Source organism: Brevibacillus sp. NL20B1, assembly GCF_018195675.1.
In the GTDB taxonomy this organism is placed as follows: domain Bacteria; phylum Bacillota; class Bacilli; order Brevibacillales; family Brevibacillaceae; genus Brevibacillus; species Brevibacillus aydinogluensis.
Genome location: NZ_JAGTPT010000002.1, coordinates 232,300 through 253,910 on the forward strand (window position 1 = coordinate 232,300; position 21,611 = coordinate 253,910).

Consider the following 21,611-nt stretch of genomic DNA (forward strand, 5'->3'; position numbering starts at 1 on the left):
TGTTTTGACTAGCTAATCATACCACACTCTAGTTGTGACGAACAACGATCAGCGTCTCGTCATCCAACTCGTGCACCATCGCGTCCATCACTTTTTCCAGTGTAAAAGCCGTCTGCTGCATCCGCTCCCGGCTGGGAACGACAAAGACGGGAACGCCCCCGGCGACGTGCTCTTTGTTGGTGGTAACCACTGCTACGATTCTGGCGGACATGCACTACCCTCCTTGTTCGACCGGCTGTACCTCATTCGGCATGCGATAGACGCTCTCCAGAATCGGCACCGCTTCTATGACCGCTTTGGCCCGCTCGCGGCTAGGCACCTGCGGAAGCAAGAACACGCCCAAGCGACCTGTCTCCAGATCCCGTTTCACCAGCGGTGTGAGTGACGGCTCTCCCTCGTCGGTAAACACCCCCATCTGCGTCGCCACGTCGTGCAAAATCGCCTGCCGCTGACCCGGATGGGCAATGGAGACGGAGGCGTTGTCATCCTTGGGCACCAGAATGAAACCCATGCCCCGTTTTTGAATCAGTTCCTGGGCCTCCTTCAGGCCGACGTTCATGATGTATATGTCGCCTACGTACAGGTTTTTCCCCTCTACCCGCACGTCAGCCGGCTGCACCTCCACGATGCTGCCGAGGGTTTGGCCGGATTTGAGCAGGCGGGAGATGACCAGTGCCGCGATCCCCACCAGGCAGCCTCCCCACCAGTTGAACAGCACGGTGGCAAACGTCGTCAACAGTGAGGTGAAAATGACCAGGTAGTTGCGCCCTTCAAACACCATCGCAATTCCCTCGATGTACGGTCCGCCCCGGGGCACCAGCTCCCGCTTGTCGATCTCCGTAAGCGTCGTCCGCTCCATGTTGCGGACATCGCGAAACTGTTGGGCCGCTAAGGTCAGAAAGGTGACCGCAGTGTAGTCCTGCTTCAGCAGCGACGGCACGGCCAGCGCCCCCAGCGCAGACGCGATCACCCCCAGGGAGATGTGGATGATCTTGCCGTGGGGAAAGGTCGGATACTGCCGGTAATCTGTGCGAAGCAGATACAGCCGGCAGAGAATGCCAAAACTCAGCCCTATCGTGAGTGGAATGATGTACTCATTGGCAAGCAGTTCTCGAAACATCGGCATCACCTGTGCGTATCGGAATGGGACGTTTCTGTCTCCCGGTATCCAAACAGTCGTCTGACGGCTGCCAGTGTCGATCCGGTCAGACTCCAAAGCGAGACAGCGCTCCACAACAGATCTTGCGCATAGCCGCCGCCGATCTCACAGGTTCCCGACAGCTTCCACACATACAGTGCATACAGCACATCGGCACCGGGAAGGGAGACGGCGAGCAAATAGAGGCGGGCCAGTCCGCGGCGAGCGATGGCAAACACGGCCAGCACCGCCGCTGTTGGCAGGAGGACCGTTTCGTCCCACACCTGCAGAACCGGGTCGGTAAAAAAGAGCCAGCGCAACCAGAACAGTGCCAAGCCTGCAGCGGCACCAGCCAGCAAATAGAGGCGTCGTTTCTCTTTGGCCAACCGTCCGTACAACCAACCGCCGCAAAGAAGAGGCAGAATCGTTCCGCTGAGGCTGACCTGCACGGGCAGAAACGTGATCTGCCAGCTGACAAACGAGCATGCGAGAAACGCGGCGAGCACAGCCAGGGTGCCCGCGCGCGACACGCCCCAACGCTTCAGCGGCCGGTCGAAACTGCCCATCCAGACGAGACAGAGAAAACACCACTGGATGAGGATCGCAAGCGTTCCCTCGTTCATGTCCATCTCCTCACGTTGCGGATGTCTTCCAAAGTATGCCTCATCTGGCGATCTTTCATGAGCCAATCAAAACGGTTCCTCGTCCCGGCGGGCATAACGCTCCGGTTTGCAGCCGCGCAGCCGCGCCCGCTCCGCCGTCACGCCCGTGATCAATACCGGCACCCGCCGCAATTCAATCAGCTCCGACACACCCAGCGCCGTCATCGCCACCCGCAGTTGATGATGCCAGGCATCGACAGCGGCAAGGCACGCCTCCAACGGCACGTTCGTCACCAGGCGCAACAGGGCACCCGCCACGCCCACGGCGGAAGCTCCCAACGCCAGCGCCTTGGCCGCATCCAGCCCGTGCCGAATCCCGCCTGTTGCGATCAGACGGACCCCATCCAGGCGGCAGTTATCCGCTTCCAGCAGGCTCTCCGGCGCAGACAGCCCCCAGCTTTCAAACATGGTCAGCGGCGCAGAATGGCGCTGATTTTCCACTTTGGCAAAATTGGTGCCGCCCCTGCCGCCCACGTCGATGATCGAGACACCGGCGGAGGCCAGCTGCTCGATCGTGCGGCGGGACATGCCAAACCCCACTTCCTTGACAATCACCGGCACCCCGATCGCCTCGCGAATCGCGCGAATCCGTTCCAGATAGCCGGTAAAATCGCGGTCTCCTTCCGGCATCAAAAGTTCCTGCAAGACGTTGAGATGAATCTGCAGACCGTCGGCGCGAATCATCTCCACCGCACGCTGAGCCTCTTCCACCGTCGCTTCCGCCCCCAGATTGGCAAACACGATGCCGTCCGGATTTTCCCGACGCACCACCGCATAGCTCTCCACCACGGCCGGATCGCGCAGCGCCGCCATTTGCGAGCCTACGGCCATCGCCAGTCCCTTTTCCCGGGCGACGATCGCCAGCAGCCGGTTGATCTCGGTGACGGCAGCCGCTCCCCCAGTCATCGCATTGATCAGGAAAGGGGACGAGAGACGAAACGGAGGGATATCCGTTTCCACTTTCGTGTTACCATAACATATATTCGGTAAACTGTTTGGCACAAACGACAGGTCGTCCCAGGCGTTTCTGTGTGCTTCCGCCGTCGCCAATGCGTACTCGATATGCTCCACTTTTCGCTTCGATCGCTCCATGTCCGCCTCCCGTATAAAACTAGCCCTCCTCGTCCGTCATGGGCAATGCCCACGGCGGAATGGATCTATAAAGACCTATAAAAAAGGGATACGCCTGCGCGTATCCCCTCGGTATTTACTTCAATTTTTCTTTCAGATCGCCAAACAGTTCGCCCAGCGTAACGCCCAGCGGCTGGTTGTTTTCCTGCTGGAACTGCTGTTGTTCCCGTTTGCTGGCACGCTCCGCCTGCTCGGCGCGCTCCTCTTCGACGGCGCGAATGCTGAGGCTGACGCGCTGCTCGGAGGGAACGACATCCAGCACTTTCACCTGCACCTCTTGGCCTTCCTTCAGCACTTCACCCGGCGTTGCGACGCGGCGGTTGGCGATTTGCGAGATGTGCACCAGTCCCTCGATGCCCGGAGCGATTTCCACAAAAGCGCCGAAGGAGACGAGGCGTTTTACGGTGCCAGTCACAATATCTCCCCGCTTGAACTGTTCGCCCACCGTTGCCCAGGGACCAGGCTGGGTCTCCTTGATGCTCAGGCTGATTCGCTCGTTTTCCTTGTCAACTTTCAGCACTTTTACCTGTACCTTATCGCCTTCCTTGACGACGTCGGACGGTTTTTCCACGCGGTGCCAAGCCAGTTCGGACACGTGCACCAGACCGTCTACACCACCGATGTCGACGAACACACCGAAATCAGTCATGCGCTGTACGGTTCCCTCCAGCACCTGACCCGGCTGCAGGCGTTCCAGTACGGCTTGTTTTTGCTGTTTTGCTTCTTCTTCCAGCACCGCTTTGTGAGACAGGATCACTTTGTTCTTTTCCTTGTCCATCTCCACCACTTTCAGCCGCAGCGTCTTCCCTTTGTAATCGGAAAAGTCTTCCACGAAGTGGCGTTCCACCATGGAGGCCGGAATGAAGCCGCGCACGCCTACGTCTACGACGAGACCGCCTTTCACTACTTCCTTGATTTCGGCTTCAATGATTTCTCCGGATTCCATCTTTTTCTCCAGGTCCGCCCACGCTGCTTCCATGGCGACGGCTTTCTTGGATACGACCAGTTCTTCTTTCTCGTCGTTCAGCTTCAGCACCTTTACGTCAAAGGTGTCGCCAACCGAAACCACGTCGGACACCTTCTCCACGTGCAGCGGAGAGAGCTCGCTGATCGGAATCAGGCCGTCGTATTTGTAGCCTACGTCTACCAAAGCCTGTTTGTCTTCCACTTTGGTGACGGTAGCCTTCACTACATCCCCTACGGAAATGGTTGTTGCATCCGTCAGGCTTACGTTGCTTTCTTCCATCATGAATAAAACCTCCTTAAATACCATCCAGTCCCATGCTGTCTAAAAAGAAGCGGGAGCAGTATATTTTTAACTACCGCCGGTAGGCTAGCAGTTAGTTGACAAGCCAAGAAGTTCCAACAGATTTAGTATTCTACCCTTTGTTATTTCTATACCGACTCACGATGAACGGTGCTGATCGAGCAGTGACTGAATATGAGCCATGATCAGGTCGGTAGTCTCCTTGAGGGTATCGGACCCCGGTTTTGCTGCACGCTGCGCGGACAGGTCGATGGGCGGGCCGTACACGATTTTGATCGGGCGGAACCATTTGTAGTTGCCGATAATCGCCACCGGTATGACCACGGCCTCCGATTTCAGGGCAAACATGGCCGCTCCTGGCATGCCCGGTCCCAGTTTCCCCGTTTTGCTGCGGGTCCCTTCCGGAAAAATTCCAAAGATTTTTCCATCTTCCAGCAGCTTGAGGGCGGTGCGGATGGCAGCGCGGTCGCCAGCCCCCCGCTTGACGGGAAAAGCGCCAAACTTGGTGATGAAGTAGGAGAGGATCGGTATGCGGAACAGCTCCTCTTTTGCCATAAAGTGCACCGGTCGGTCAATTCCCGCACCCAAAAGGGGCGGGTCCCACAGCGAGATGTGATTGGCACAGAGAATAACAGGGCCTTTCTTAGGTATATGTTCAGCGCCGATTACTTGCCAACGAAAGATGATGGAAAATAAGGCGCGGAACAGGCTGTGAAAAAAACGATACGTCCTCACTGTATCGACTCACCCGACCGTTCGCAAATTTTCAAGATTTGCTCCACGACCTGTTCGATCGTCATCCCTGTCGTGTCCACCAGCACAGCGTCCGCCGCCTGGCGCAGGGGAGCCGCTTCCCGCTCCATATCCCGCTTGTCCCGTTCGGCGATCTCCGCTTCCAGCGTAGCCAGATCGGTTTGGAGCCCCTTCGCCAGCAGTTCTTTCAACCGCCGCTCGGCACGTTCCCGGGTAGAAGCAGTCAGGAAAATTTTTACATCGGCATCCGGCAGCACGTGGGTGCCGATGTCCCTCCCGTCCATGACGACGTTGCCGCCTGCTGCCATTTGACGCTGCAGCACCAGCATCTGCTCACGTACGGACGGGTAGCTGGCGACGATGGACGCGTACTGGCTCACTTCGGGCGTGCGGATCTGGTCGGTGATGTCCTGGCCGTTCCAGAATACGCGCTGGCTGTCGCGTTCCCGTTCGAGCCGGATGTCGCTTGACCGCAGCAGTTCGGATACCGCTGCTTCGTCGTCGATCGGAATGCGGTTGTTCAGCACTGCCCACGCCAGCGCCCTGTACATCGAGCCCGTGTCGATATACAAGTACGCCAGCCGTTTTGCCACCTGTTGAGCAACGGTGCTTTTCCCCGCCCCGGCCGGACCGTCGATTGCAATGTTCATTTTGTTCTCACCTGCTATGTATGAAAGTCCTGGAAGAAATGTAGAAAAATAGAAACAAGAAAAGCTTCTGTCGAAGCCCCATTCGCGTCGTCGCCACTCTATGTTATCTTTAATAGTACCATAGTATGGAAGCACGCGCAAACCTTTAGGGGCGTCCGGGCACCCCCTCCAGCCAATGGGTCTCCACGAAAAAGGCGCGAACCGGTTCGAACTCGATCAGCAATTCCCCGCACGCCAGCATGATAACGCTGATGACGATCAGCGCCATGATTCCCTTTTCCACGCGCCGCGAGAATCGGCAATAACGCGAGTCGAAGTCGTTGGCCATCGGGGATCATCCTTCTCTCGTTGCCATCAATCGAGTACACCTTTTTTCCGCCAATCAAGCTGCCGTTCGTAACAGGCGCGGACAATTTTCGCCCGGTCCGCTTCGCTGATCTGCACAAACTTTCCGGAGATCCACTGATGCAGACCCTTTTCCTCCGCGGGATTGCAGCGGACGATTTCCACCACGCCATAAGCGTGCTGTACTTGTCCGTTTTTTCCGGGCAGTGCCATCCACACCTGCAGCCGATCTTTTACCTGCAGCCGATAGGATGCTTCGCACGTAAACGAGATGCCGCCCCCGCTCAGATTAATCGTCCGCGTAAGGAAATGATAGCGCCGAACAGGGTCTGTCGTTTTGACGGCAATTTCCACCGCCGTGTTGATGCGCAGGTAACTGCGCCGCTGTGTTCGTTTCACCGCGGTTTTTTCCGGCTTCCTGATCAACAGGACGGGAATGTTTTCGCTTTGCCTGCCGTTGATGACAGTGCGGAACTCATAGCGGGAGCCGTCATCGCCTATGTACCACACGTTGCATTCGGTCCCTACAGGAAAGGGGCCGGTTCTGCCCGTTGCCTCACTGATTGGAAGCTCGATGACGATGTGTTCCTCCGTCAGATCGGCGACCCGGGTCTTGAACGTCTGGCCGTTTCGCTCTTCGGAAGCGTGGACAAGGCTCAGTCGGAGTGTTTGTCCAATTCGTGGCAGCTTCATGTACGGAATGTTCCCCCTTTTCTCCTCACCTGTTTATTATAACCTGTTTTCTTTGGAAACGGCAAATAGGGAAAGCCGGACATCCCCCGTCTTTCCCTATTTCGATGGGGCAGAGGATTTATCCCGCCTCTCCCTCTGCACCGGTGTCCATTTTGATGATGTCTTCCTCATCTCCGGTCAAGGCGTTGATGTAAACCGTGTAGGTGCTGTCCTCATACGTCCCGGTGATTTCCCAGCACAGCACGTCCCGGCCGTCGTCCTTGCTCTCGATCAAGGCCAAACGCTGACTTTTCACATTGACGGCGGGATTCACCCTGGCTCTTGCCTGTTCCTTGGTCACGCGCGGCTTGGGCAGCTTGCGCGGCTTGTGATTGAACAGGTATTCGGCCGCATTGAATGCGATGACGGAGCCGTTGTCCAGCGCCGTTTTGACCGTGACGGCATCGGGGTTGAGGCGCACCCCGTTTTGCTCCGGCACGAAGGTAAAGATGCCGATTCTGTCATAGGTGTCGCTTTCCGACACCACCATGTTGCCGAACCCGTGATCCCGCAAAAACTTGCGCGCGCTTTCCTCCGCTTCGTCCAGACTGATGCGTTCTTCGCCGACTTCCCGTTCGTTCATCATCCAGACAACTTTTCCGCTCCGTTTGGTCACATCCAGGTTGATCGGGGCGCCCGCTTTCTTGGAGGTTATCCGGACGCTGTAGGCGGTGTACCCTTCGGCCTTGCCGTTATCGTCCACTTCAACCGTCGCTTCCGCGGGATTCAATCCTGTGAATGCCAGCGCGATCCGCTTCGCCTCTTCCTTGTCAATCGGTTTGCCATCGATACCTTTGATCCGCTTCAGTTTTTTTGTTTCCAGGCTCCGAATGCCGACGCCCCAGTCGATCTCGGGGTTTTTCGACATGTTTTTTTCAATCGTGCGGAACCCGTCAATAATCGTGTTGTCCGATTTTTTGTCGTCCGAGGCCAACGCCGTCTCCACGTCCATCCAGCGCAGTTGTTTGGCAAACACGTTGGCCTGCACGTTGCGCAACTGGTTCTGGATGTTTTTGGAGTGTTTGTGCAGCTCTTTCAGCGTCTGGTACTCCTTTGCTGTCAGCGGCTCCTTGTCCAGATCGCGCACCGCTACCCGGTATGAAAAGTCAGCGACGCGGGACAAAAACTCTTCCGTGTTGTTGAACGGCATCAAGGTCAGCGGCAGTTGACCGACCTCCGACCGGGCCTCGTTGGCAAGCCGCCAGACATTGGTGAGGCAGGGGGTCATCTGCCTGCGCGTGTTGATAACCAGCGATTTACCCAATTCGTCATGCAAGTTGTCGATGTGGTAGTTCAAATCGTGAAAGGCACGCTGATACTGGTTTTCCGCCTTGATCAAAATGGAGTTTTTTTCGTTGTGCTCCTGATAGCCCCACACCCCGACACCGACAAGCGCAACCAAGGCGACGGGAAAGAGGACGCGCGCAACCGTTCCGTATCCCATTTTTATCCAATCCTCCCTTCACCAATTCCAGCCGCATTGCTGGCGGTCATCACTGTGCCAGTCGAACCGTTTAACCTGCGGCACGTTGCTTCCTTTGCTGCCAGGGCGCTGTCCGCTTCGGTCCCGCCGGCCTTCCAAGGAAAACCGCCCCTGGCCGCCGATACAGGCCTTGTGGCAGTCAGCTTGGTTCGCACGGTTTACATCCCCCTTGGCACGTAATGAAATCTTTGCATAGTGTTGGTGGAGCGAGAGCGGATTATTCATATGCGTATGGAAAGGGCGAAGCGTGTTACCGACAAAAAAAGAACCGGCGCTTGCCGGTCCCGCTGCTTGCGGCAGGGCTATCCCCCCGCCGCCATTCCATATGTTCGCCCCTGGCTGCTGCCGCACGCAGGGGATTCAGGGTTCTTCCTGAATGCTGAAATGCTTGTCGTTGTCGCACAGACACTGCTTAAAGCCGGTGTCCACACTGCCGCCGGGTTCCCTGCGGCCGCGAAGGGTGAAAGTTTCTCCACATACGTTGCAGCGAATCGTCACTTTTGCTCGTTGGCTTTTTGGCACGATGACCCTCCTCCTTACGTCCTAGTGTGGACGGGAGGTAAGCGTTTTAGAACCAAAATCGTGCGCGCGCTGCACTTTTTTCAGCCCCTGCCACCAGAGGACGGCCATGAACGGCACGATGAGCACAAGCCAGTGTTGGGTTGCAAGAAATATGGCGTTGTAGACCGCGTGCAGGCCGATCGGCAGCCCCACCGAGATCCACAGGTATCCGGCCTCTTTTCGCGCTGTGCCGGAAAATTTCGCCCGGCCGAGATAATACCCCATCCAGACGGCAAAGAGCGCATGGCTCGACACAGGCAACAACGCACGCCAAAACGCGATATCCAGCCCGTTGATGAGCAGATAGAACAAGTTTTCCAGCGTAGCAAAACCCAGTGAGACCGCCACCGCGTACACAATGCCATCGTACGGCTCATCGAACTCCACATGCTTGTATGCGGTAAAATAAACGACCATCCATTTGAAAAACTCTTCCACCACCGCGGACTGTACCACGTCGGCGACGAATTCGCTCCGCCAGTTCCACTCGGTCTGCATGATGTACTGCAGCACCATCACCGGAAAGACGAGCAAAACGCCAAAAATAAATGTCCGGATGACCATCGAGATGGGCTCCGGCTGAAGATTGTCGCGCAGGTAAAAATAGCTTAGAATGGCAATACCGGGGGCAATCGCCGCTCCGATGACAGCAATCATCTGCGTATTGCTCCTTTACACAAGACTATCACTCATCGTACCATGAATACGTCTTGATTGAAACCCCGCTACAGGAGAGACGGCACATGAAAAAAATTCTGGTGATCAATACAGGCGGTACCATCGCCATGTCTGTCGACGCATCCGAGGGTGTCAAACCGCTGGACGATCAGGCTGTGGTAAAAAATCTGCCCTTTTTGCAGCGGTATGCGGATGTAACGATGGTCAACTTTTTGAATCTGCCAAGCCCCCACATCACTCCTGCCGTAATGAACGACCTGCGTCTCTTTATCCAACAGGAACTGGACCAGCACGGCTACGACGGCGTAGTCGTGACGCACGGCACTGACACGTTGGAAGAAACGGCCTACTTCCTCGACATCACCCTGCCGGTGACGGTGCCCGTCGTGCTGACCGGCGCCATGCGAAGCAGCAACGAATTGGGCGCAGACGGCCCGGTCAACCTGATTTCCTCTGTACGTGTGGCAGCTGATCCGCAAAGCCGCGACAAGGGTGTTCTGGTCGTGTTCAACGACGAAATCCACGCTGCCCGCCACGTGACCAAAACGCATACCAGCAACGTGGCCACGTTCCAGTCGCCGGCGTACGGCCCGATTGGCACCATTTCCAAAAAAAGCGTCAACTACCACCATGCTCCCCTGGTTCGCGAGCACTATGCGATCGAACATGCCAACGCCAACGTGCCGCTGATAAAAGCGGTCGCCGGAATGGACCCAAACTGGCTGGATTTTCTCTTCACGCAGCAGGTGGACGGCCTGGTGGTGGAGGCGTTCGGCCTGGGCAACCTGCCCCCTGCTGTCGTGCCAGTGCTGGGTAAGCTCCTGGACAAGGGAGTGCCAATCGTCCTGGTTTCCCGCTGTTACAATGGCCAGGTACAGGACGTGTACGACTACGAGGGAGGCGGCCGCAAGCTGAAAGAGCTGGGCATCGTCTTTTCCAACGGCCTGAACGGCCAGAAAGCACGCATCAAGCTGATGGTGGTGCTGCAGCAGACCCGCGACTTTGGCGAACTGCAGCGCTTGTTCGAGCAGTAAGTGCTGACTTCTGCAGGCGGTCAGCACTCACACCCTCACTCAAAACAAAAACCTCCTTGGACGAACCAAGGAGGTTTTGTTTTTCGCACTTGCGTTTGACCGATTCTCTTACACCCAACCGCGGAAGCGGGAGGCTTCGGCCATCTTGCGCACGCCCACCATGTAGGCAGCCAGACGCATGTCAACACGGCGCGTTTGAGCCAGCGTGTACACGTTCTCAAACGCTTTCACCATTACTTTTTCCAATTTCTCCTGAACTTCTTCTTCGGTCCAGTAGTAACCCTGGTTGTTTTGAACCCATTCGAAGTAGGAAACGGTTACACCGCCGGCGCTTGCCAGCACGTCAGGTACCAGCAGGATGCCGCGTTCGGTGAGAATTTTGGTCGCTTCGAGCGTGGTCGGGCCGTTGGCTGCCTCCACCACGATTTTCGCCTTGATGTTGTGAGCGTTGGCAGCAGTGATCTGGTTTTCGATCGCCGCCGGAACGAGAATGTCGCAATCCAGCTCAAGCAGTTCTTTATTTGTAATCGTATCGGTAAACAACTTGGTAACCGTGCCGAACGAGTCGCGGCGGTCCAACAGGTAATCGATGTCCAATCCGTTCGGATCGTACAGGGCGCCGTAAGCGTCGGAGATGCCGATTACTTTCGCCCCTGCATCGTGCATGAACTTGGACAGGTAGCTGCCGGCGTTGCCGAAGCCCTGCACGACGACGCGAGCGCCTTTCAGGTCGATGTTACGACGTTTGGCTGCTTCACGGATGCAGATGGTTACACCTTTGGCCGTCGCTGTTTCGCGTCCGTGCGAACCGCCCAGCGCGATCGGCTTGCCCGTAATGAATCCCGGCGAGTCAAACTCGCGGATGCGGCTGTACTCGTCCATCATCCAGGCCATGATTTGAGAGTTGGTGAAGACGTCTGGTGCCGGAATATCTTTCGTCGGTCCCACGATTTGGCTGACCGCACGTACGTAACCGCGGCTGAGACGCTCAAGCTCGCGGAAAGACATTTCACGAGGATCGCAGATAATTCCGCCTTTCCCGCCGCCGTATGGCAGGTCGACGATGCCCGCTTTCAAACTCATCCAAATAGAAAGCGCTTTAACTTCTTCCTCTGTAACATCCGGGTGGAAACGAATGCCCCCCTTGGTCGGTCCAACTGCGTCGTTGTGCTGGGCGCGATAGCCTGTAAACACCTTTACCTCCCCGTTATCCATGCGGACAGGGATGCGTACAGTCAGCACGCGCAGCGGCTCCTTCAGGAGTTCATACATCGATTCCTGGTAACCTAGTTTCTCCAGTGCTTCCTTGATCACCGTCTGGGTAGATTCAAGCAAGTTCGCTTTCTCTTCCTTTTGTTCTTTCCCTCGGGTGTTTTCGGTTACCGTTTCTTGATTACCCATTACATATTCACCTCAAAATAGTTGTCGGTAGACCCACCGTTAAGTATACACGCTTGTATCAGGGATGAGAAGATGAAAATTCCCATTTGTCTCCGAAAAAGAGTTTGCAGGTATTTGTTCTGTCCCGGGCGCGTCCTGAAATCGTTCCGGAACGAGGCGCTTCACACGCAGGGCAGTACTGTTAGCGTGCCCGAAACGATAGAAGATTATATTGCCCCGACTTACACCCGCGCATGTCAAATCGTCCGTGTTGTGCGATAATAAACGGCAGAGCAGCATGTTGCAAGACGGAGGGGTTGTAATGGAACCAAAACATATCCTGTTTGTGTTTGCCCATCCAGATGATGAAACGTTCACGTCTGGAGTGACGATTTGCAAGTACGCGCAGCAACCGGACACGACCATTTCCCTGGTGTGCGCCACTCGCGGAGAGGCTGGCAAAGCGGGAGATCCGCCGCTGTGCACACAAGCCGAACTGCCGAGCTTCCGGGAGCGGGAACTGCGTGAGGCGGCAACCATCCTGGGCATCGACAACCTGCTTTTCCTCGACTACACTGACAAACGGCTCTCCTCCGTTCCCGAAGACGAATTGATCAGTCGCATCCAGGCCGTCATCGCCTCCTGTCAGCCTCAGGTCGTGGTCACCTTCGCGCCGCATGGCATCTCCGGCCATCCGGACCATCAGGCCATATCCGCAGCGACGACGCAGGCCGTCAAACAGCTTCCTCCCGGCTCTCCGGTGCGCAAGCTGTATCACGTGACGTACGCGGCGGGCGCACCCGCCGGGATGTTTGTGCCTCCCTGCACGGATCCCTACGAAGCGATCACGACGGAAATCCGCGCGCCGGAGTACGCCCTGCAGGTGGCCCGGGCGCTGGCGGCTCACCGGACACAGCACATGTCCGTGGAGCGTGTTTTCCCGGGGGTGCTGGCCGGCCGCCTCGACAACGTCCGCACCGTGAATCAGTTCATGCTCGTCTGGCACAACCTCAAGGGATACGTGCCCGATCGCGAAGGCAAGGAGAGCGACCTGTTCGCCGGGCTGTAAGAACAGCAAAAGCACCTAGCAACCGCTAGGTGCTGTTTTATTGTACAGGAATGTCCGCCAGACATTTTACTGAAAATGTCTGCAAATCTCCTTGACAGCGTCGTCAGCAACGACAACCTTGCCGTATTCCTCCAGGACGTAAACGGTAGTCGGCGTCGCTTCTCCGTATTCAGAGAGGATCGCAATCAGCTTCTGGTACTGCTCCTGATCCAAATCGAGCTCTCCCAGTACAAGGTAGTATTTGCCCTGGTAAAAATAAGCGGCTCCGCCATTGGTCAACATCGCGTTTATGCGATGAGCTGCTTCAACCAGATGCTCAAAGTCGCGGAAGGAATAGATGACGAGTTCACTCTCTTCCAGAGTGACTTCCAATTCATATACGTCATCGTCCTCGTACTCTTCCTCTTCCTTCTCAAGCATTGAGCCTGTTTTGCCGCGCGTTACGATTACGACCATTCCCTGTGCTGGCAAGGCAAACACTTCAACGGCGACAGGCCCGGACACTTCAAAGCCCAATTCGTGGTAGGCCTGTTCCATCATGTCGTTGAACAGTTCATGTACCTTTGGAATGTCACGCCACATGTCTTCTTTTTCAATTCCTCGCTCCGACAGATCGTCGAACGTTAGGAAGATCCGTATCTTGTCTTGACCAAGGCGTTCAACACGCATGACTGTCCCTCCTCGCCATCCAGTCGTATTACAAAGTATGAACCAGAGCCTGTAAGAGTTCTCCGCATTTCCGGCGGATACCCCTCGGCCATCCACCATTTTCACAATGTCGTGAAAAAAAGGGGACTGGCTCTATCATAACATAGTTGCGCGGAAGAATATAGCGCTCGGGTCCATTCGTGTGTGCTGAAGGGAGGAGCAACCGGGAATCCTGTCGACCGGACACGCAGAACGGTTGATTCTGTAAAGGTCTGTCAGATTCTGCGCTTTCCCGGGAAAGCCGTGGACAGGAACTGCTTCTGCGTGCTTTTCATCAATTCAATGATTTCCGTCTGCAGCGACCGCCTGCGCTGCATCCGAACCAACAGGATCAAGATTGCAGCTCCGCCGAAAATGAGCGTCGGCATGGGCATTTTGAGATACTGAATGTACCCGAGGAAACCTGCGTATACGCACAGCAGAGCGTTCAGACAGCCCTCGCCAAACACCCCTCGCCGGATGGCCTCGGCCGCATGGGTGCGGATCAGTCCACCCAACAGGACCGACCCCAGCACAAACAAGATGGCCGCCATTACCAGTTCGACCGGCTTGAACAGCAAAAAGGCAACCCAGTCCCCCAGCCGATCAGGGTGAAGCGGCGTGACGGGAAACAGCCGAATCGCACCGTTTCCGCACCACCATGCCAAAAGTCCCAGCAGCAAATCTCTCAGGTAGGTAATCATCTTGCCAATGTCCCTCCGTACTGCCCATGTTCGATCAAACAAAGCATACGGTGGACTGCGGTTGCTTGTGCCTGGTCACCAAATGAATACAAAATGCGATCCGTCCCGTGATATGCTATGTGATGCTTTCCTGCAGGCGCTTGTGAATCCAGATCGCGGCCTGCGCCCCATCTCCCATTGCGATCGCCACCTGCTGGGAATGGGGAATCACGTCGCCCACGGCCCATATATTCCGGTGGTCTGTTTCCTTGGTACGGGGATCGACCAGGACGTGCCCCTTTTCGTTGAAGCGGACGGCAAACGGACGCAGCAAGTCTGTGTTTACACGGGCGCCGGGAAACGCGAGAAAGGCCCGGCTGACTGACAACATGGCGCCGCCGGACAAGACGATGCCGGTAAGCATTCCGTTTTGGTGTGCAAGCCGTTCTACCCGCTCGTTGATCACGTCGATCGAGAGCGATCGGATTGTCTCGCCTTCCTGCGCTCCGAGCGGCGATCCGGCGTGGTTGATCACCGTCAGGCGGTCGGTGTAATAACGAAGCTGGACGGCCATTTTTGCCGCTTGCGGAGCAGCTCCGATGACCGCTGTCGCCTGACCGACCGTCTCGTACCCGTCACAATCGGGGCAGATGAAGATTGATTTTCCGAGACAGTCGACAAGCCCCGGTATGTCCGGAAACGGGTCGCTGATTCCTGCTGCCAGCACCACTGTACGTCCCTCGAGCCGGTAACCGGAGACGCGGAGACGGGCAAAAAAACGTCCCTCGTGTTCCGAGAGCTCTGACACCTCGTCAGAAAAAAAGCGAACGCCCAGACGGAGCGCATGGGTTCGTCCGGCATCGCGCAGCGCCTTTCCGCTGACGCCGTCGGGAAATCCGAGGATGTTGCGGTACGCTTTGGCCACCGTTGACCTGCCATGGTTGGCATCTACCACGGCGACGTTACGCAGGCATCGGGAAAGCTGAATGGCAGTCTGCAATCCTGCAATTCCCCCGCCAATGATAATCGTGTCAAAGACCATGCCATCGTCACCTGCCCGTCTCTCGGTTTTCCCTTAGCATGTCCGTTTGACTGCCGGCTCATCACGGCGACAGAGGAATCGACAATACGTCACCTGCTTTCAACTTGGCCTCCGGACTAATCCCATTGTATCTCGCAATCCGGGAGACCCCTCCGTTGTTTCCATAGTAGAGTCGGGACAGCATGAACAGCGTCTCCCCCTTTTGAACGACGTGGCGCTTTACCTTAGGCTTAGGCGCCGGCTTGGCGGCTTGGACTTTACCGGAAGACGAAGTATGCTCGAAGGAGGCAGGAGTGGTGGCGTTTGTCTGTTCTGTGGCAGGCTTTTCTGACGCCGTTCCCGCGACAGCATTCGCTTTTGTCTGCGCCGATTCATTAGGCAGCGATCCGCTGCTTGGGCTGTTCACGATGGCCGCTGCCTGTCCTCCCTCACCGCCACTGACAGCGGCCGAACCGACGGGGGGAGCAGACGGAGCCGAGCCGTCCGCTTGGGCGATAGCAGACGTCTGTCCGGCTGCGGCTTGCTCCGCTCGTGCTGTCTCATTACCTGGGGGATTCGACGACGTTTGATGGGCCTGGTACAGTTCTGCGGCCACCAGCACGAGAAACAGCGAGCCGAAAATGGCCAGGCCGGAACTGAGAACAGCTTTGTATGAGAGCCGCCCCCTTTTGTGGCGCAACCGCCGCGGAGGCAGTTCGTGCACGTCCGATTCCGGACTCACCCGGAACGTTTCCGGCATCCGTTTGCTTCTGCCCTTTGTCACTCCTGATTCCTCCTCTCGCTTGCACATCCGTATTGAATGTAGAGAGCCAGCAGCAAATCGATCGCCATGTGGGCCAGTATCGGTGTGACGAGCTGCCCGCCCGATTCAAACAGCCAGCCCAAAAGCCAGCTGGTGCCATAGACGCTTGCGACAAGCAGCGGCTTTTGCAGGTACCGGACGTGAACCAGGGTAAAGACCAGACTTGTCCATCCATTGCCGATCAGCGGCAGAAGCACACCGCGAAACAGCCATTCTTCCCCGATTCCGATCACTGCGCACAGCAAAGCGGTGGTCCCAAAAGGCAGACCGCGAAAAATTCGTTCATTAATGTCGCCGTCATCCTGCCATCGTCGCGGCAGATACCGGTCCATCAGGATGCTGGCCAGAACGACCGCAAGCGCGACGGCTCCTGCACGCGCCAGTTCCGGCAGGGTCGGCAGCGCAAACAGCAGCAGGGTACCTTTCCAACCGTGCACCCATAAGCTGCCGATTGCAGCCACCGCCAGCACGATGAACTGGGTCAGCCACAAATTGAGCCTCAGAGCGGCCGGATCGAATTCTTCCCATCGACGCTTCACGGCCCCTTCCCTCCCTTACGATTCGGCAGCAGCCGGGCCAATGCCTCCCGCAAATTCCAGATCGTTTCTCTCTGAGGAGGACGAGCCAAGTGCGTCTCCTCCAGATAGGGGGACAGCTCCAGGCCGCAGCGGGAGCAGCAAGCCAGCGAATAGGATTGGTCATCCTCACCAAAGTACCGGTTCAACTCGCGGCGCAAACAGCCGCTACCCTCCAGCCAGCGCAGCATGTCCGACAGCTTTTGCCGCTTTTGCCGCCTGCTCCATTCCGTGGCCTGCCAAACCCGCTGCACGTGGTTTTGGAGCGCTTCACCGTCCGACGGCACATCGGACAAGGTGTAGTGGTACTGTTCGCGCGTGACCGCCACTTCCCTCAACAGGCCGCTCTGTTCAGCGTAAAAGAACAGCAGCCGGGCCATGTCTGCGTCGATCTCCGCCGCGGTGAGCACCTCTGCAGGCAGTGAACCCTCCCTGTTCAGCAGGCGAAGAAAGCGGGCCACCTCTTCTGCAGTCGGGTACTCGTTTTCCAGCATGTGCGCGTGAATGTGCAAATCATCCGCCACGTAATACAGCGCAGCATAACCGGGTGCCCCGTCCCTGCCGATCCGTCCGATTTCCTGGGCGTAGGCTTCCAGGCTGGCGGGAAAGTGGTAGTGAATCACGTAGCGGATGTCGGCCTTGTCGATTCCCATGCCAAATGCGTTGGTCGCCACGATCACTTCCAGCTCTCCGCGCAAAAACTGCGTCTGTACCAGCATCCGTTCCATGCTGTTCATGCCGCCGTGATATGCGTGAACCCGTTTTTTTCCGTCCAACTGGTAAGCGGCGACGAGCGTCTCCACAGCCTGCCGTGTGCTGCAGTAGACAATCCCCGGCCCGCGCAGGCGGTCCATCGCGGCCATCACCTGTTCCCGGCGCTCGGCTTCGCTGGCTGCGGCGATCACGTCGATCGCGATATTGGCTCGATTGAGCGGAAGCGCCACCACGTCCTCCGGTTCAATCTTCAACAAGCGGCATATCTCTTCTCTCACCGCTGTCGTGGCGGTGGCGGTTACAGCCAGTACCGGCGGACCGCCGAGCTTCTCTATCACGTCCGGCAGCCGCAGATAGTCCGTGCGGAAATCATGCCCCCACTGGGAGATGCAGTGGGCTTCGTCGACGGCAACCATCGAAACACCTGCGCTGCGCAGCGTCTCCTGCACGATCGGCTGCTGCAGCTTTTCCGGAGACACATAGAGCAGTTTGCAGGCGCCGCTTCTGATGTCGCGCATGATTTGCCGGGAATCTGCCGGGTCCAGGGTGCTGTTCAGGTAGGCAGCGGGAATTTTCCGCCTGGCGCGAAGCTGCTGCACCTGGTCCACCATCAAGGAAATCAACGGAGAGACCACGACGACCACTCCTGGCAAGAGAAGCGCGGGCAGTTGGTACGTCAGCGACTTTCCGCCGCCGGTCGCCAACAGGCCGAGCACGTTTTTTCCCTGCAGCAGGCGAGAAATAATCTCCTGCTGGCCGGGACGAAACGTTTCATAGCCAAAGTGACGGCGCAGCGCTTGGGTCAGCAGATCACCGTTTATCACGTCGTCGTCCCTCCCTTCCGCCGCGCCAGCGCCAAACGGATTTGCAGATAGGATACGTCTGGCCCCAGGTGGTCCTTCACGACGCGCAGCCGGTTCGTGCCCAACTGTTCACTAGCCTGCACGATCCTCTCCGCCAACGCGGGCGAGAGAAAGCGCGAACAGTCCCACTCCGGGCAGCGCAGGGCGATTTCCGCCAGGTGATCCTCCACCGTGCTGGGTTTGATTCTTCGTCTCTGGGCGATCTCCGCGACCGAGAAGCCTTGTCGCAGGAGCGCGTACGTCTGCTCGGCGCTATCGCTCAGCCGCCGTTCCCCGCTGCCGGACGGACCGGCTAGCTCGGCCAGCAGCGGAAACCGTCCGCTCTCGCTTCGCAGCGCATCCAACGCCCGCGCCAGCCCGTATCGAAATTGCAGCTGTATGTACGAAGGGGCTTCCCGCCTGTCCAGCGCCAGTTGGGTCAAGGTTTGCCCCGATTGGGCCGCACCGGAAAAGCGGGCGACGACCACTTCCTGGACAGAGGCGGGAAGCGGTTCCAGCAGGCGGTACAGCTCGTCCGCCAGATGTTCCTGCCAGCGTTCCCGCTGCTCCGGTCTTCCCAGACGCTGCTTCACCCACTGCTGCACCTGCTTGTCCTGTACGACAGGCTGAAAGGACAAGTCGTTTGCCAGCAGGTGGGAGACGGTCTGGACGAGCAGGTGCAGGCGGCGCCAAAAGAGGTCCAGCGGCTCAGCCACCTCGGTCCCGGCAAACGGCTGGAACCAGAATCCCAGCTGATACCTCTCCCGTCCGGCTGCGGCGCAGGTCTCCCCCGCTTCCGTCAGTTCATAGGACGGCTTGCGTCCTTCCCCCGGCGGGCTCACCAGGCGGATCAATCCCTGCTGCATGAGTGCGTCGACAATTTTCTCCCAATCCTCTTTCAAAAGGCGGGGAATCATCCGATAATACGGATAAAGGGCGAACAAATGCACATCCTGCAGCGTCTGGTTGGTCTTGCGGCCGCGCAGAATGTAATACAGCGCCTGGATGGTCCGTTCTCCCGCCAGCGGACGCAATCCGTTGAGGGTGACAGCCTGCATGAAATCATGCTCCAGTTCGGCTAAGGTAGGACTGCTCATGGGTACTCGATTTTTCACTCCCCACATACTACACACTTACTATCGTACAAAAGGATACTGGAGGATCGTATGAACAAACGTTTAACCAAATCTGAATTTCTCGTTGCGTACATGATCATCATAACACTTGCCTGCTTTGTTGGCGGATTTTTTTTCGGCGCCCGGTACATGAAAGCTGCGATGGAGGAACAGCAAGCGGCAGCTTCCCAGACAGAGAAGCAAATGCTGGAGCAGGAAAAGCTGCTGCGGGAACAAAAACTGTACAGTGAACAGGACTTTATCCGTTTTCATTACGCCGTGTACGCTCCGCTGCTGGAACTGAAGCAAGCCCACTTTGACAAGATGGCAGACTGGAGCCGCATGGACACACAGCAGCGGACCGATTCGCTCAACCAACTGGTGAAGGCAGCCAAAGAGACGATCAAGCAATTGGAGAAACCGGCGGCACTCAACACCGCTCCCCTGCTGAACCAGTCCCAAAGCATCTTCCTGGACAGCGTCCGGGCTTATTTGGATAGTATCGAGCAGTTGCTCTCCGATCAGAATAGTAATATACTCGAACCCGAGGAGATTGCCTCTCGCCTCACGTTGTCCCAGAACAGTTGGCTGAAGGGACAGGAACTGCTCTACCAGGCGCTGGCCTTGTGGGAGTCATCGTATGTCACCAAACAGCCAATGCCGAAAGAAAAGCCGAAGACACTCAGCATTGCCCAGTGGAAACAGTACCCGTTTCACTATCGCACATACCTGGCCGCAACCGCGCTGACCCATCACAAACAATGGACGGCGTACAATCCGGAAGATCTGACGGCGCGGCTGGACATGCTGATGTCGTCCAACGAATGGCAGAGCCTCGGACTTCAAGACGTGAATGCAGCCCTCCGGCTGTTAACGACCGCCGACATGGTGAAAGTTGGCGATTTCAAGCAGCTTCAGCTCAAACTGTACCCGGCCGTGAAGACGCCGGAACTTCCCATATTCCGATAGGGGTCTATTTTTAGATGTGATTCATTCTTGAAATCTTTTCATACAACGAATAAAATGAGTTATGACAGTGGACGTACCATCGGGTATGGGAGGTGAAACCACGATGACCACATGGGTAGACAAAGAAACCTGTATTGCTTGCGGTGCTTGTGGCGCTACTGCTCCTGACGTCTTCGATTACGATGACGAGGGTCTGGCTTACAACAAGCTGGATGACAACACAAACACCGCTGAAATCCCGGACATCCTGCAGGACGACGTTCGCGACGCTGCAGAAGGATGCCCGACCGATTCCATTAAGGTGGAAGAATAATTTACCCACAAACAAAAAAACCGCTCATGCCTCTCGAGACATGGGGGGTTTTTTCATTTCTTTCTTTTGCTGCCGGTTCCTGCTATAATGTGGACAGTCCGTACATAATCATCTTTTTGTGAGGAGGAGCAAAGATGTCTTTCGAAAACAAAGTCGTTGACGCGTTTATCGAAATCCCCGCGGGCAGCCAAAACAAATACGAGTATGACAAGGAAGCCGGCGTATTCCGCCTGGACCGCGTCCTCTACTCGCCGATGCACTATCCGACCGAATACGGATACCTGGACAAAACGCTGGCGCTGGACGGCGATCCGCTGGATATCCTCGTGCTGACCACGTTCCCGACCTTCCCGGGCTGCGTGATCAAATCCCGCGTAATCGGTGTGCTGATCATGTCTGACGACAAAGGGCAGGACGAAAAACTGCTCGGCGTTCCGGTGGACGATCCGCGCTTCGACCATGTGAAGTCCCTGGACGACGTGCCGCCGCATGTGCTGAAGGAGATCTCCCACTTCTTCGAGCGCTACAAAGACCTGGAGAACAAAACCACCAAGATCGAGGGTTGGGAAGGCCCCGAAAAGGCAGCAGCCCTGATCGACGAGTGCCTGGCTCGCTACGCCGCCAACAACTGATCGCGTGGAGCCGATCTTCGATGAGCCCTGTGTCTTGCACCGAGACACAGGGCTTTTGCATACATCAGCTCCCGCTGCACGGAAAATCCGAACATTCCAACTGGAAATTTTCCATTTTTTATAAAACCAATTGGATAACGTTCGGTTTTTAGCCCAAAAATACACCTTCCACCAGTGAAAACGCTACTATTTTACGAACAAAAAATCTAATTTATTAAGTAATGTTCTTTTTTTGCTTGACGTCTGCAAACCCTCGTGATATTGTAAATTACAAATCTGAAACAGCTTCAATACTTCAACAACGATGACGAAGAGATGCCTGGCACGGGAAACCCTCAGAGAGCCGATGGTCGC

At 56.6% G+C, this 21,611-nt stretch carries 25 protein-coding genes and 1 other annotated feature (1 of these 26 running past the window's edge); of the genes, 5 read left to right on the plus strand and 20 right to left on the minus strand.

The genetic code is table 11. From position 1 onward, the window contains the following. Window positions 1-28: 28 nt before the first annotated feature. From KDN35_RS02875 to prsW, 12 genes are all read right to left on the minus strand, one after another. Window positions 29-211: a capping complex subunit for YIEGIA gene (locus KDN35_RS02875; RefSeq protein ID WP_171564998.1), complete on the minus strand. Its 183-nt coding sequence runs from the start codon at window positions 209-211 to the stop codon at window positions 29-31. A gap of 3 nt (window positions 212-214) precedes the next feature. Beyond that, window positions 215-1,120, minus strand: a complete 906-nt coding sequence (locus tag KDN35_RS02880) for a YIEGIA family protein (protein WP_171564999.1) — start codon at window positions 1,118-1,120, stop codon at window positions 215-217. A gap of 5 nt (window positions 1,121-1,125) precedes the next feature. Beyond that, on the minus strand, window positions 1,126-1,761 hold the full coding sequence (locus KDN35_RS02885) for a YphA family membrane protein (protein ID WP_212132021.1): 636 nt from the start codon (window positions 1,759-1,761) through the stop codon (window positions 1,126-1,128). Window positions 1,762-1,827: 66 nt separating this feature from the next. Beyond that, entirely contained in the window at window positions 1,828-2,892 is a 1,065-nt protein-coding gene (gene fni, locus KDN35_RS02890; protein ID WP_212132022.1) for a type 2 isopentenyl-diphosphate Delta-isomerase, read from the minus strand. Between the two features lie 115 nt (window positions 2,893-3,007). Further along, window positions 3,008-4,180 (minus strand): 30S ribosomal protein S1, encoded by a 1,173-nt coding sequence (gene rpsA / locus KDN35_RS02895; RefSeq protein WP_171565002.1) that lies wholly within the window; start codon window positions 4,178-4,180, stop codon window positions 3,008-3,010. Between the two features lie 156 nt (window positions 4,181-4,336). Beyond that, window positions 4,337-4,933: a lysophospholipid acyltransferase family protein gene (locus KDN35_RS02900; RefSeq protein ID WP_212132023.1), complete on the minus strand. Its 597-nt coding sequence runs from the start codon at window positions 4,931-4,933 to the stop codon at window positions 4,337-4,339. After that, complete coding sequence (gene cmk, locus KDN35_RS02905) at window positions 4,930-5,601, minus strand: (d)CMP kinase (protein WP_171565004.1); 672 nt, start codon at window positions 5,599-5,601, stop codon at window positions 4,930-4,932. The genes KDN35_RS02900 and cmk overlap by 4 nt, the downstream gene beginning before the upstream one ends. Window positions 5,602-5,746: 145 nt before the next feature. Next, window positions 5,747-5,929 carry a hypothetical protein gene (locus tag KDN35_RS02910; protein ID WP_171565005.1) on the minus strand — a complete coding sequence of 61 codons (183 nt, stop codon included), beginning with the start codon at window positions 5,927-5,929 and terminating at the stop codon, window positions 5,747-5,749. Between the two features lie 26 nt (window positions 5,930-5,955). Further along, window positions 5,956-6,639: a flagellar brake protein gene (locus KDN35_RS02915; RefSeq protein ID WP_212132024.1), complete on the minus strand. Its 684-nt coding sequence runs from the start codon at window positions 6,637-6,639 to the stop codon at window positions 5,956-5,958. Window positions 6,640-6,757: 118 nt separating this feature from the next. Next, window positions 6,758-8,122, minus strand: a complete 1,365-nt coding sequence (ypeB, locus tag KDN35_RS02920; RefSeq protein WP_212132025.1) for a germination protein YpeB — start codon at window positions 8,120-8,122, stop codon at window positions 6,758-6,760. A gap of 399 nt (window positions 8,123-8,521) precedes the next feature. Beyond that, entirely contained in the window at window positions 8,522-8,683 is a 162-nt protein-coding gene (locus tag KDN35_RS02925; protein WP_212132026.1) for a hypothetical protein, read from the minus strand. 21 nt (window positions 8,684-8,704) lie between these two features. Further along, on the minus strand, window positions 8,705-9,379 hold the full coding sequence (gene prsW, locus KDN35_RS02930; protein WP_212132027.1) for a glutamic-type intramembrane protease PrsW: 675 nt from the start codon (window positions 9,377-9,379) through the stop codon (window positions 8,705-8,707). A gap of 86 nt (window positions 9,380-9,465) precedes the next feature. On the opposite strand from prsW, the gene KDN35_RS02935 reads away from it, so the two are divergent. Then, window positions 9,466-10,434 carry an asparaginase gene (locus tag KDN35_RS02935; protein ID WP_171565010.1) on the plus strand — a complete coding sequence of 323 codons (969 nt, stop codon included), beginning with the start codon at window positions 9,466-9,468 and terminating at the stop codon, window positions 10,432-10,434. Window positions 10,435-10,542: 108 nt separating this feature from the next. On the opposite strand, the gene KDN35_RS02940 is transcribed toward KDN35_RS02935, so the two are convergent. Then, a complete protein-coding gene (locus KDN35_RS02940) occupies window positions 10,543-11,835 on the minus strand; it encodes a Glu/Leu/Phe/Val family dehydrogenase (protein ID WP_171565011.1) in 1,293 nt (430 codons plus the stop codon). Between the two features lie 301 nt (window positions 11,836-12,136). Between KDN35_RS02940 and KDN35_RS02945 the strand changes: the two genes are divergently transcribed. After that, window positions 12,137-12,883 (plus strand): PIG-L deacetylase family protein, encoded by a 747-nt coding sequence (locus KDN35_RS02945; RefSeq protein ID WP_212132028.1) that lies wholly within the window; start codon window positions 12,137-12,139, stop codon window positions 12,881-12,883. Between the two features lie 66 nt (window positions 12,884-12,949). On the opposite strand, the gene KDN35_RS02950 is transcribed toward KDN35_RS02945, so the two are convergent. From KDN35_RS02950 to KDN35_RS02980, 7 genes are all read right to left on the minus strand, one after another. Then, window positions 12,950-13,552 carry a genetic competence negative regulator gene (locus KDN35_RS02950; RefSeq protein ID WP_171565523.1) on the minus strand — a complete coding sequence of 201 codons (603 nt, stop codon included), beginning with the start codon at window positions 13,550-13,552 and terminating at the stop codon, window positions 12,950-12,952. 254 nt (window positions 13,553-13,806) lie between these two features. After that, complete coding sequence (locus KDN35_RS02955; RefSeq protein WP_171565524.1) at window positions 13,807-14,274, minus strand: hypothetical protein; 468 nt, start codon at window positions 14,272-14,274, stop codon at window positions 13,807-13,809. A 115-nt stretch (window positions 14,275-14,389) separates the two neighbouring features. Next, window positions 14,390-15,295: an NAD(P)/FAD-dependent oxidoreductase gene (locus KDN35_RS02960; protein WP_171565525.1), complete on the minus strand. Its 906-nt coding sequence runs from the start codon at window positions 15,293-15,295 to the stop codon at window positions 14,390-14,392. A gap of 61 nt (window positions 15,296-15,356) precedes the next feature. Continuing rightward, complete coding sequence (locus KDN35_RS20060; protein WP_171565526.1) at window positions 15,357-16,058, minus strand: LysM peptidoglycan-binding domain-containing protein; 702 nt, start codon at window positions 16,056-16,058, stop codon at window positions 15,357-15,359. Then, window positions 16,055-16,636 carry a CPBP family intramembrane glutamic endopeptidase gene (locus tag KDN35_RS02970; RefSeq protein WP_171565527.1) on the minus strand — a complete coding sequence of 194 codons (582 nt, stop codon included), beginning with the start codon at window positions 16,634-16,636 and terminating at the stop codon, window positions 16,055-16,057. Before KDN35_RS02970 ends, KDN35_RS20060 begins: the two co-directional genes overlap by 4 nt. Next, complete coding sequence (locus KDN35_RS02975) at window positions 16,633-18,210, minus strand: RecQ family ATP-dependent DNA helicase (RefSeq protein ID WP_304414370.1); 1,578 nt, start codon at window positions 18,208-18,210, stop codon at window positions 16,633-16,635. Before KDN35_RS02975 ends, KDN35_RS02970 begins: the two co-directional genes overlap by 4 nt. Beyond that, window positions 18,207-19,325: a YpbB family protein gene (locus KDN35_RS02980; RefSeq protein ID WP_171565528.1), complete on the minus strand. Its 1,119-nt coding sequence runs from the start codon at window positions 19,323-19,325 to the stop codon at window positions 18,207-18,209. The genes KDN35_RS02975 and KDN35_RS02980 overlap by 4 nt, the downstream gene beginning before the upstream one ends. A 69-nt stretch (window positions 19,326-19,394) precedes the next feature. Here KDN35_RS02980 and KDN35_RS02985 point away from each other — a divergent pair, with 69 nt between their 5' ends. The 3 genes from KDN35_RS02985 (at window position 19,395) to KDN35_RS02995 (ending at window position 21,257) form a co-directional block, all read left to right on the plus strand. After that, window positions 19,395-20,312 (plus strand): hypothetical protein, encoded by a 918-nt coding sequence (locus KDN35_RS02985; RefSeq protein ID WP_171565529.1) that lies wholly within the window; start codon window positions 19,395-19,397, stop codon window positions 20,310-20,312. Window positions 20,313-20,415: 103 nt separating this feature from the next. Beyond that, the gene (locus KDN35_RS02990) at window positions 20,416-20,625 is read left to right on the plus strand and encodes a ferredoxin (RefSeq protein ID WP_171565530.1); all 210 of its coding nucleotides are present in this window, start codon (window positions 20,416-20,418) and stop codon (window positions 20,623-20,625) included. A 134-nt stretch (window positions 20,626-20,759) separates the two neighbouring features. Then, window positions 20,760-21,257 carry an inorganic diphosphatase gene (locus tag KDN35_RS02995; RefSeq protein WP_171565531.1) on the plus strand — a complete coding sequence of 166 codons (498 nt, stop codon included), beginning with the start codon at window positions 20,760-20,762 and terminating at the stop codon, window positions 21,255-21,257. Between the two features lie 295 nt (window positions 21,258-21,552). Next, window positions 21,553-21,611, plus strand: a binding site (T-box leader); it runs 187 nt beyond the window's last position.

Coding starts and splice junctions, on each gene's coding strand:
- KDN35_RS02875 (WP_171564998.1), bottom strand. CDS start 211: ATGTCCGCCAGAATCGTAGCAGTGGTTACCACCAACAAAGAGCACGTC.
- KDN35_RS02880 (WP_171564999.1), bottom strand. CDS start 1,120: ATGTTTCGAGAACTGCTTGCCAATGAGTACATCATTCCACTCACGATA.
- KDN35_RS02885 (WP_212132021.1), bottom strand. CDS start 1,761: ATGAACGAGGGAACGCTTGCGATCCTCATCCAGTGGTGTTTTCTCTGT.
- fni (WP_212132022.1), bottom strand. CDS start 2,892: ATGGAGCGATCGAAGCGAAAAGTGGAGCATATCGAGTACGCATTGGCG.
- rpsA (WP_171565002.1), bottom strand. CDS start 4,180: ATGATGGAAGAAAGCAACGTAAGCCTGACGGATGCAACAACCATTTCC.
- cmk (WP_171565004.1), bottom strand. CDS start 5,601: ATGAACATTGCAATCGACGGTCCGGCCGGGGCGGGGAAAAGCACCGTT.
- KDN35_RS02910 (WP_171565005.1), bottom strand. CDS start 5,929: ATGGCCAACGACTTCGACTCGCGTTATTGCCGATTCTCGCGGCGCGTG.
- KDN35_RS02915 (WP_212132024.1), bottom strand. CDS start 6,639: ATGAAGCTGCCACGAATTGGACAAACACTCCGACTGAGCCTTGTCCAC.
- ypeB (WP_212132025.1), bottom strand. CDS start 8,122: ATGGGATACGGAACGGTTGCGCGCGTCCTCTTTCCCGTCGCCTTGGTT.
- prsW (WP_212132027.1), bottom strand. CDS start 9,379: ATGATTGCTGTCATCGGAGCGGCGATTGCCCCCGGTATTGCCATTCTA.
- KDN35_RS02935 (WP_171565010.1), top strand. CDS start 9,466: ATGAAAAAAATTCTGGTGATCAATACAGGCGGTACCATCGCCATGTCT.
- KDN35_RS02940 (WP_171565011.1), bottom strand. CDS start 11,835: ATGGGTAATCAAGAAACGGTAACCGAAAACACCCGAGGGAAAGAACAA.
- KDN35_RS02945 (WP_212132028.1), top strand. CDS start 12,137: ATGGAACCAAAACATATCCTGTTTGTGTTTGCCCATCCAGATGATGAA.
- KDN35_RS02950 (WP_171565523.1), bottom strand. CDS start 13,552: ATGCGTGTTGAACGCCTTGGTCAAGACAAGATACGGATCTTCCTAACG.
- KDN35_RS02955 (WP_171565524.1), bottom strand. CDS start 14,274: ATGATTACCTACCTGAGAGATTTGCTGCTGGGACTTTTGGCATGGTGG.
- KDN35_RS02960 (WP_171565525.1), bottom strand. CDS start 15,295: ATGGTCTTTGACACGATTATCATTGGCGGGGGAATTGCAGGATTGCAG.
- KDN35_RS02980 (WP_171565528.1), bottom strand. CDS start 19,325: ATGAGCAGTCCTACCTTAGCCGAACTGGAGCATGATTTCATGCAGGCT.
- KDN35_RS02985 (WP_171565529.1), top strand. CDS start 19,395: ATGAACAAACGTTTAACCAAATCTGAATTTCTCGTTGCGTACATGATC.
- KDN35_RS02990 (WP_171565530.1), top strand. CDS start 20,416: ATGACCACATGGGTAGACAAAGAAACCTGTATTGCTTGCGGTGCTTGT.
- KDN35_RS02995 (WP_171565531.1), top strand. CDS start 20,760: ATGTCTTTCGAAAACAAAGTCGTTGACGCGTTTATCGAAATCCCCGCG.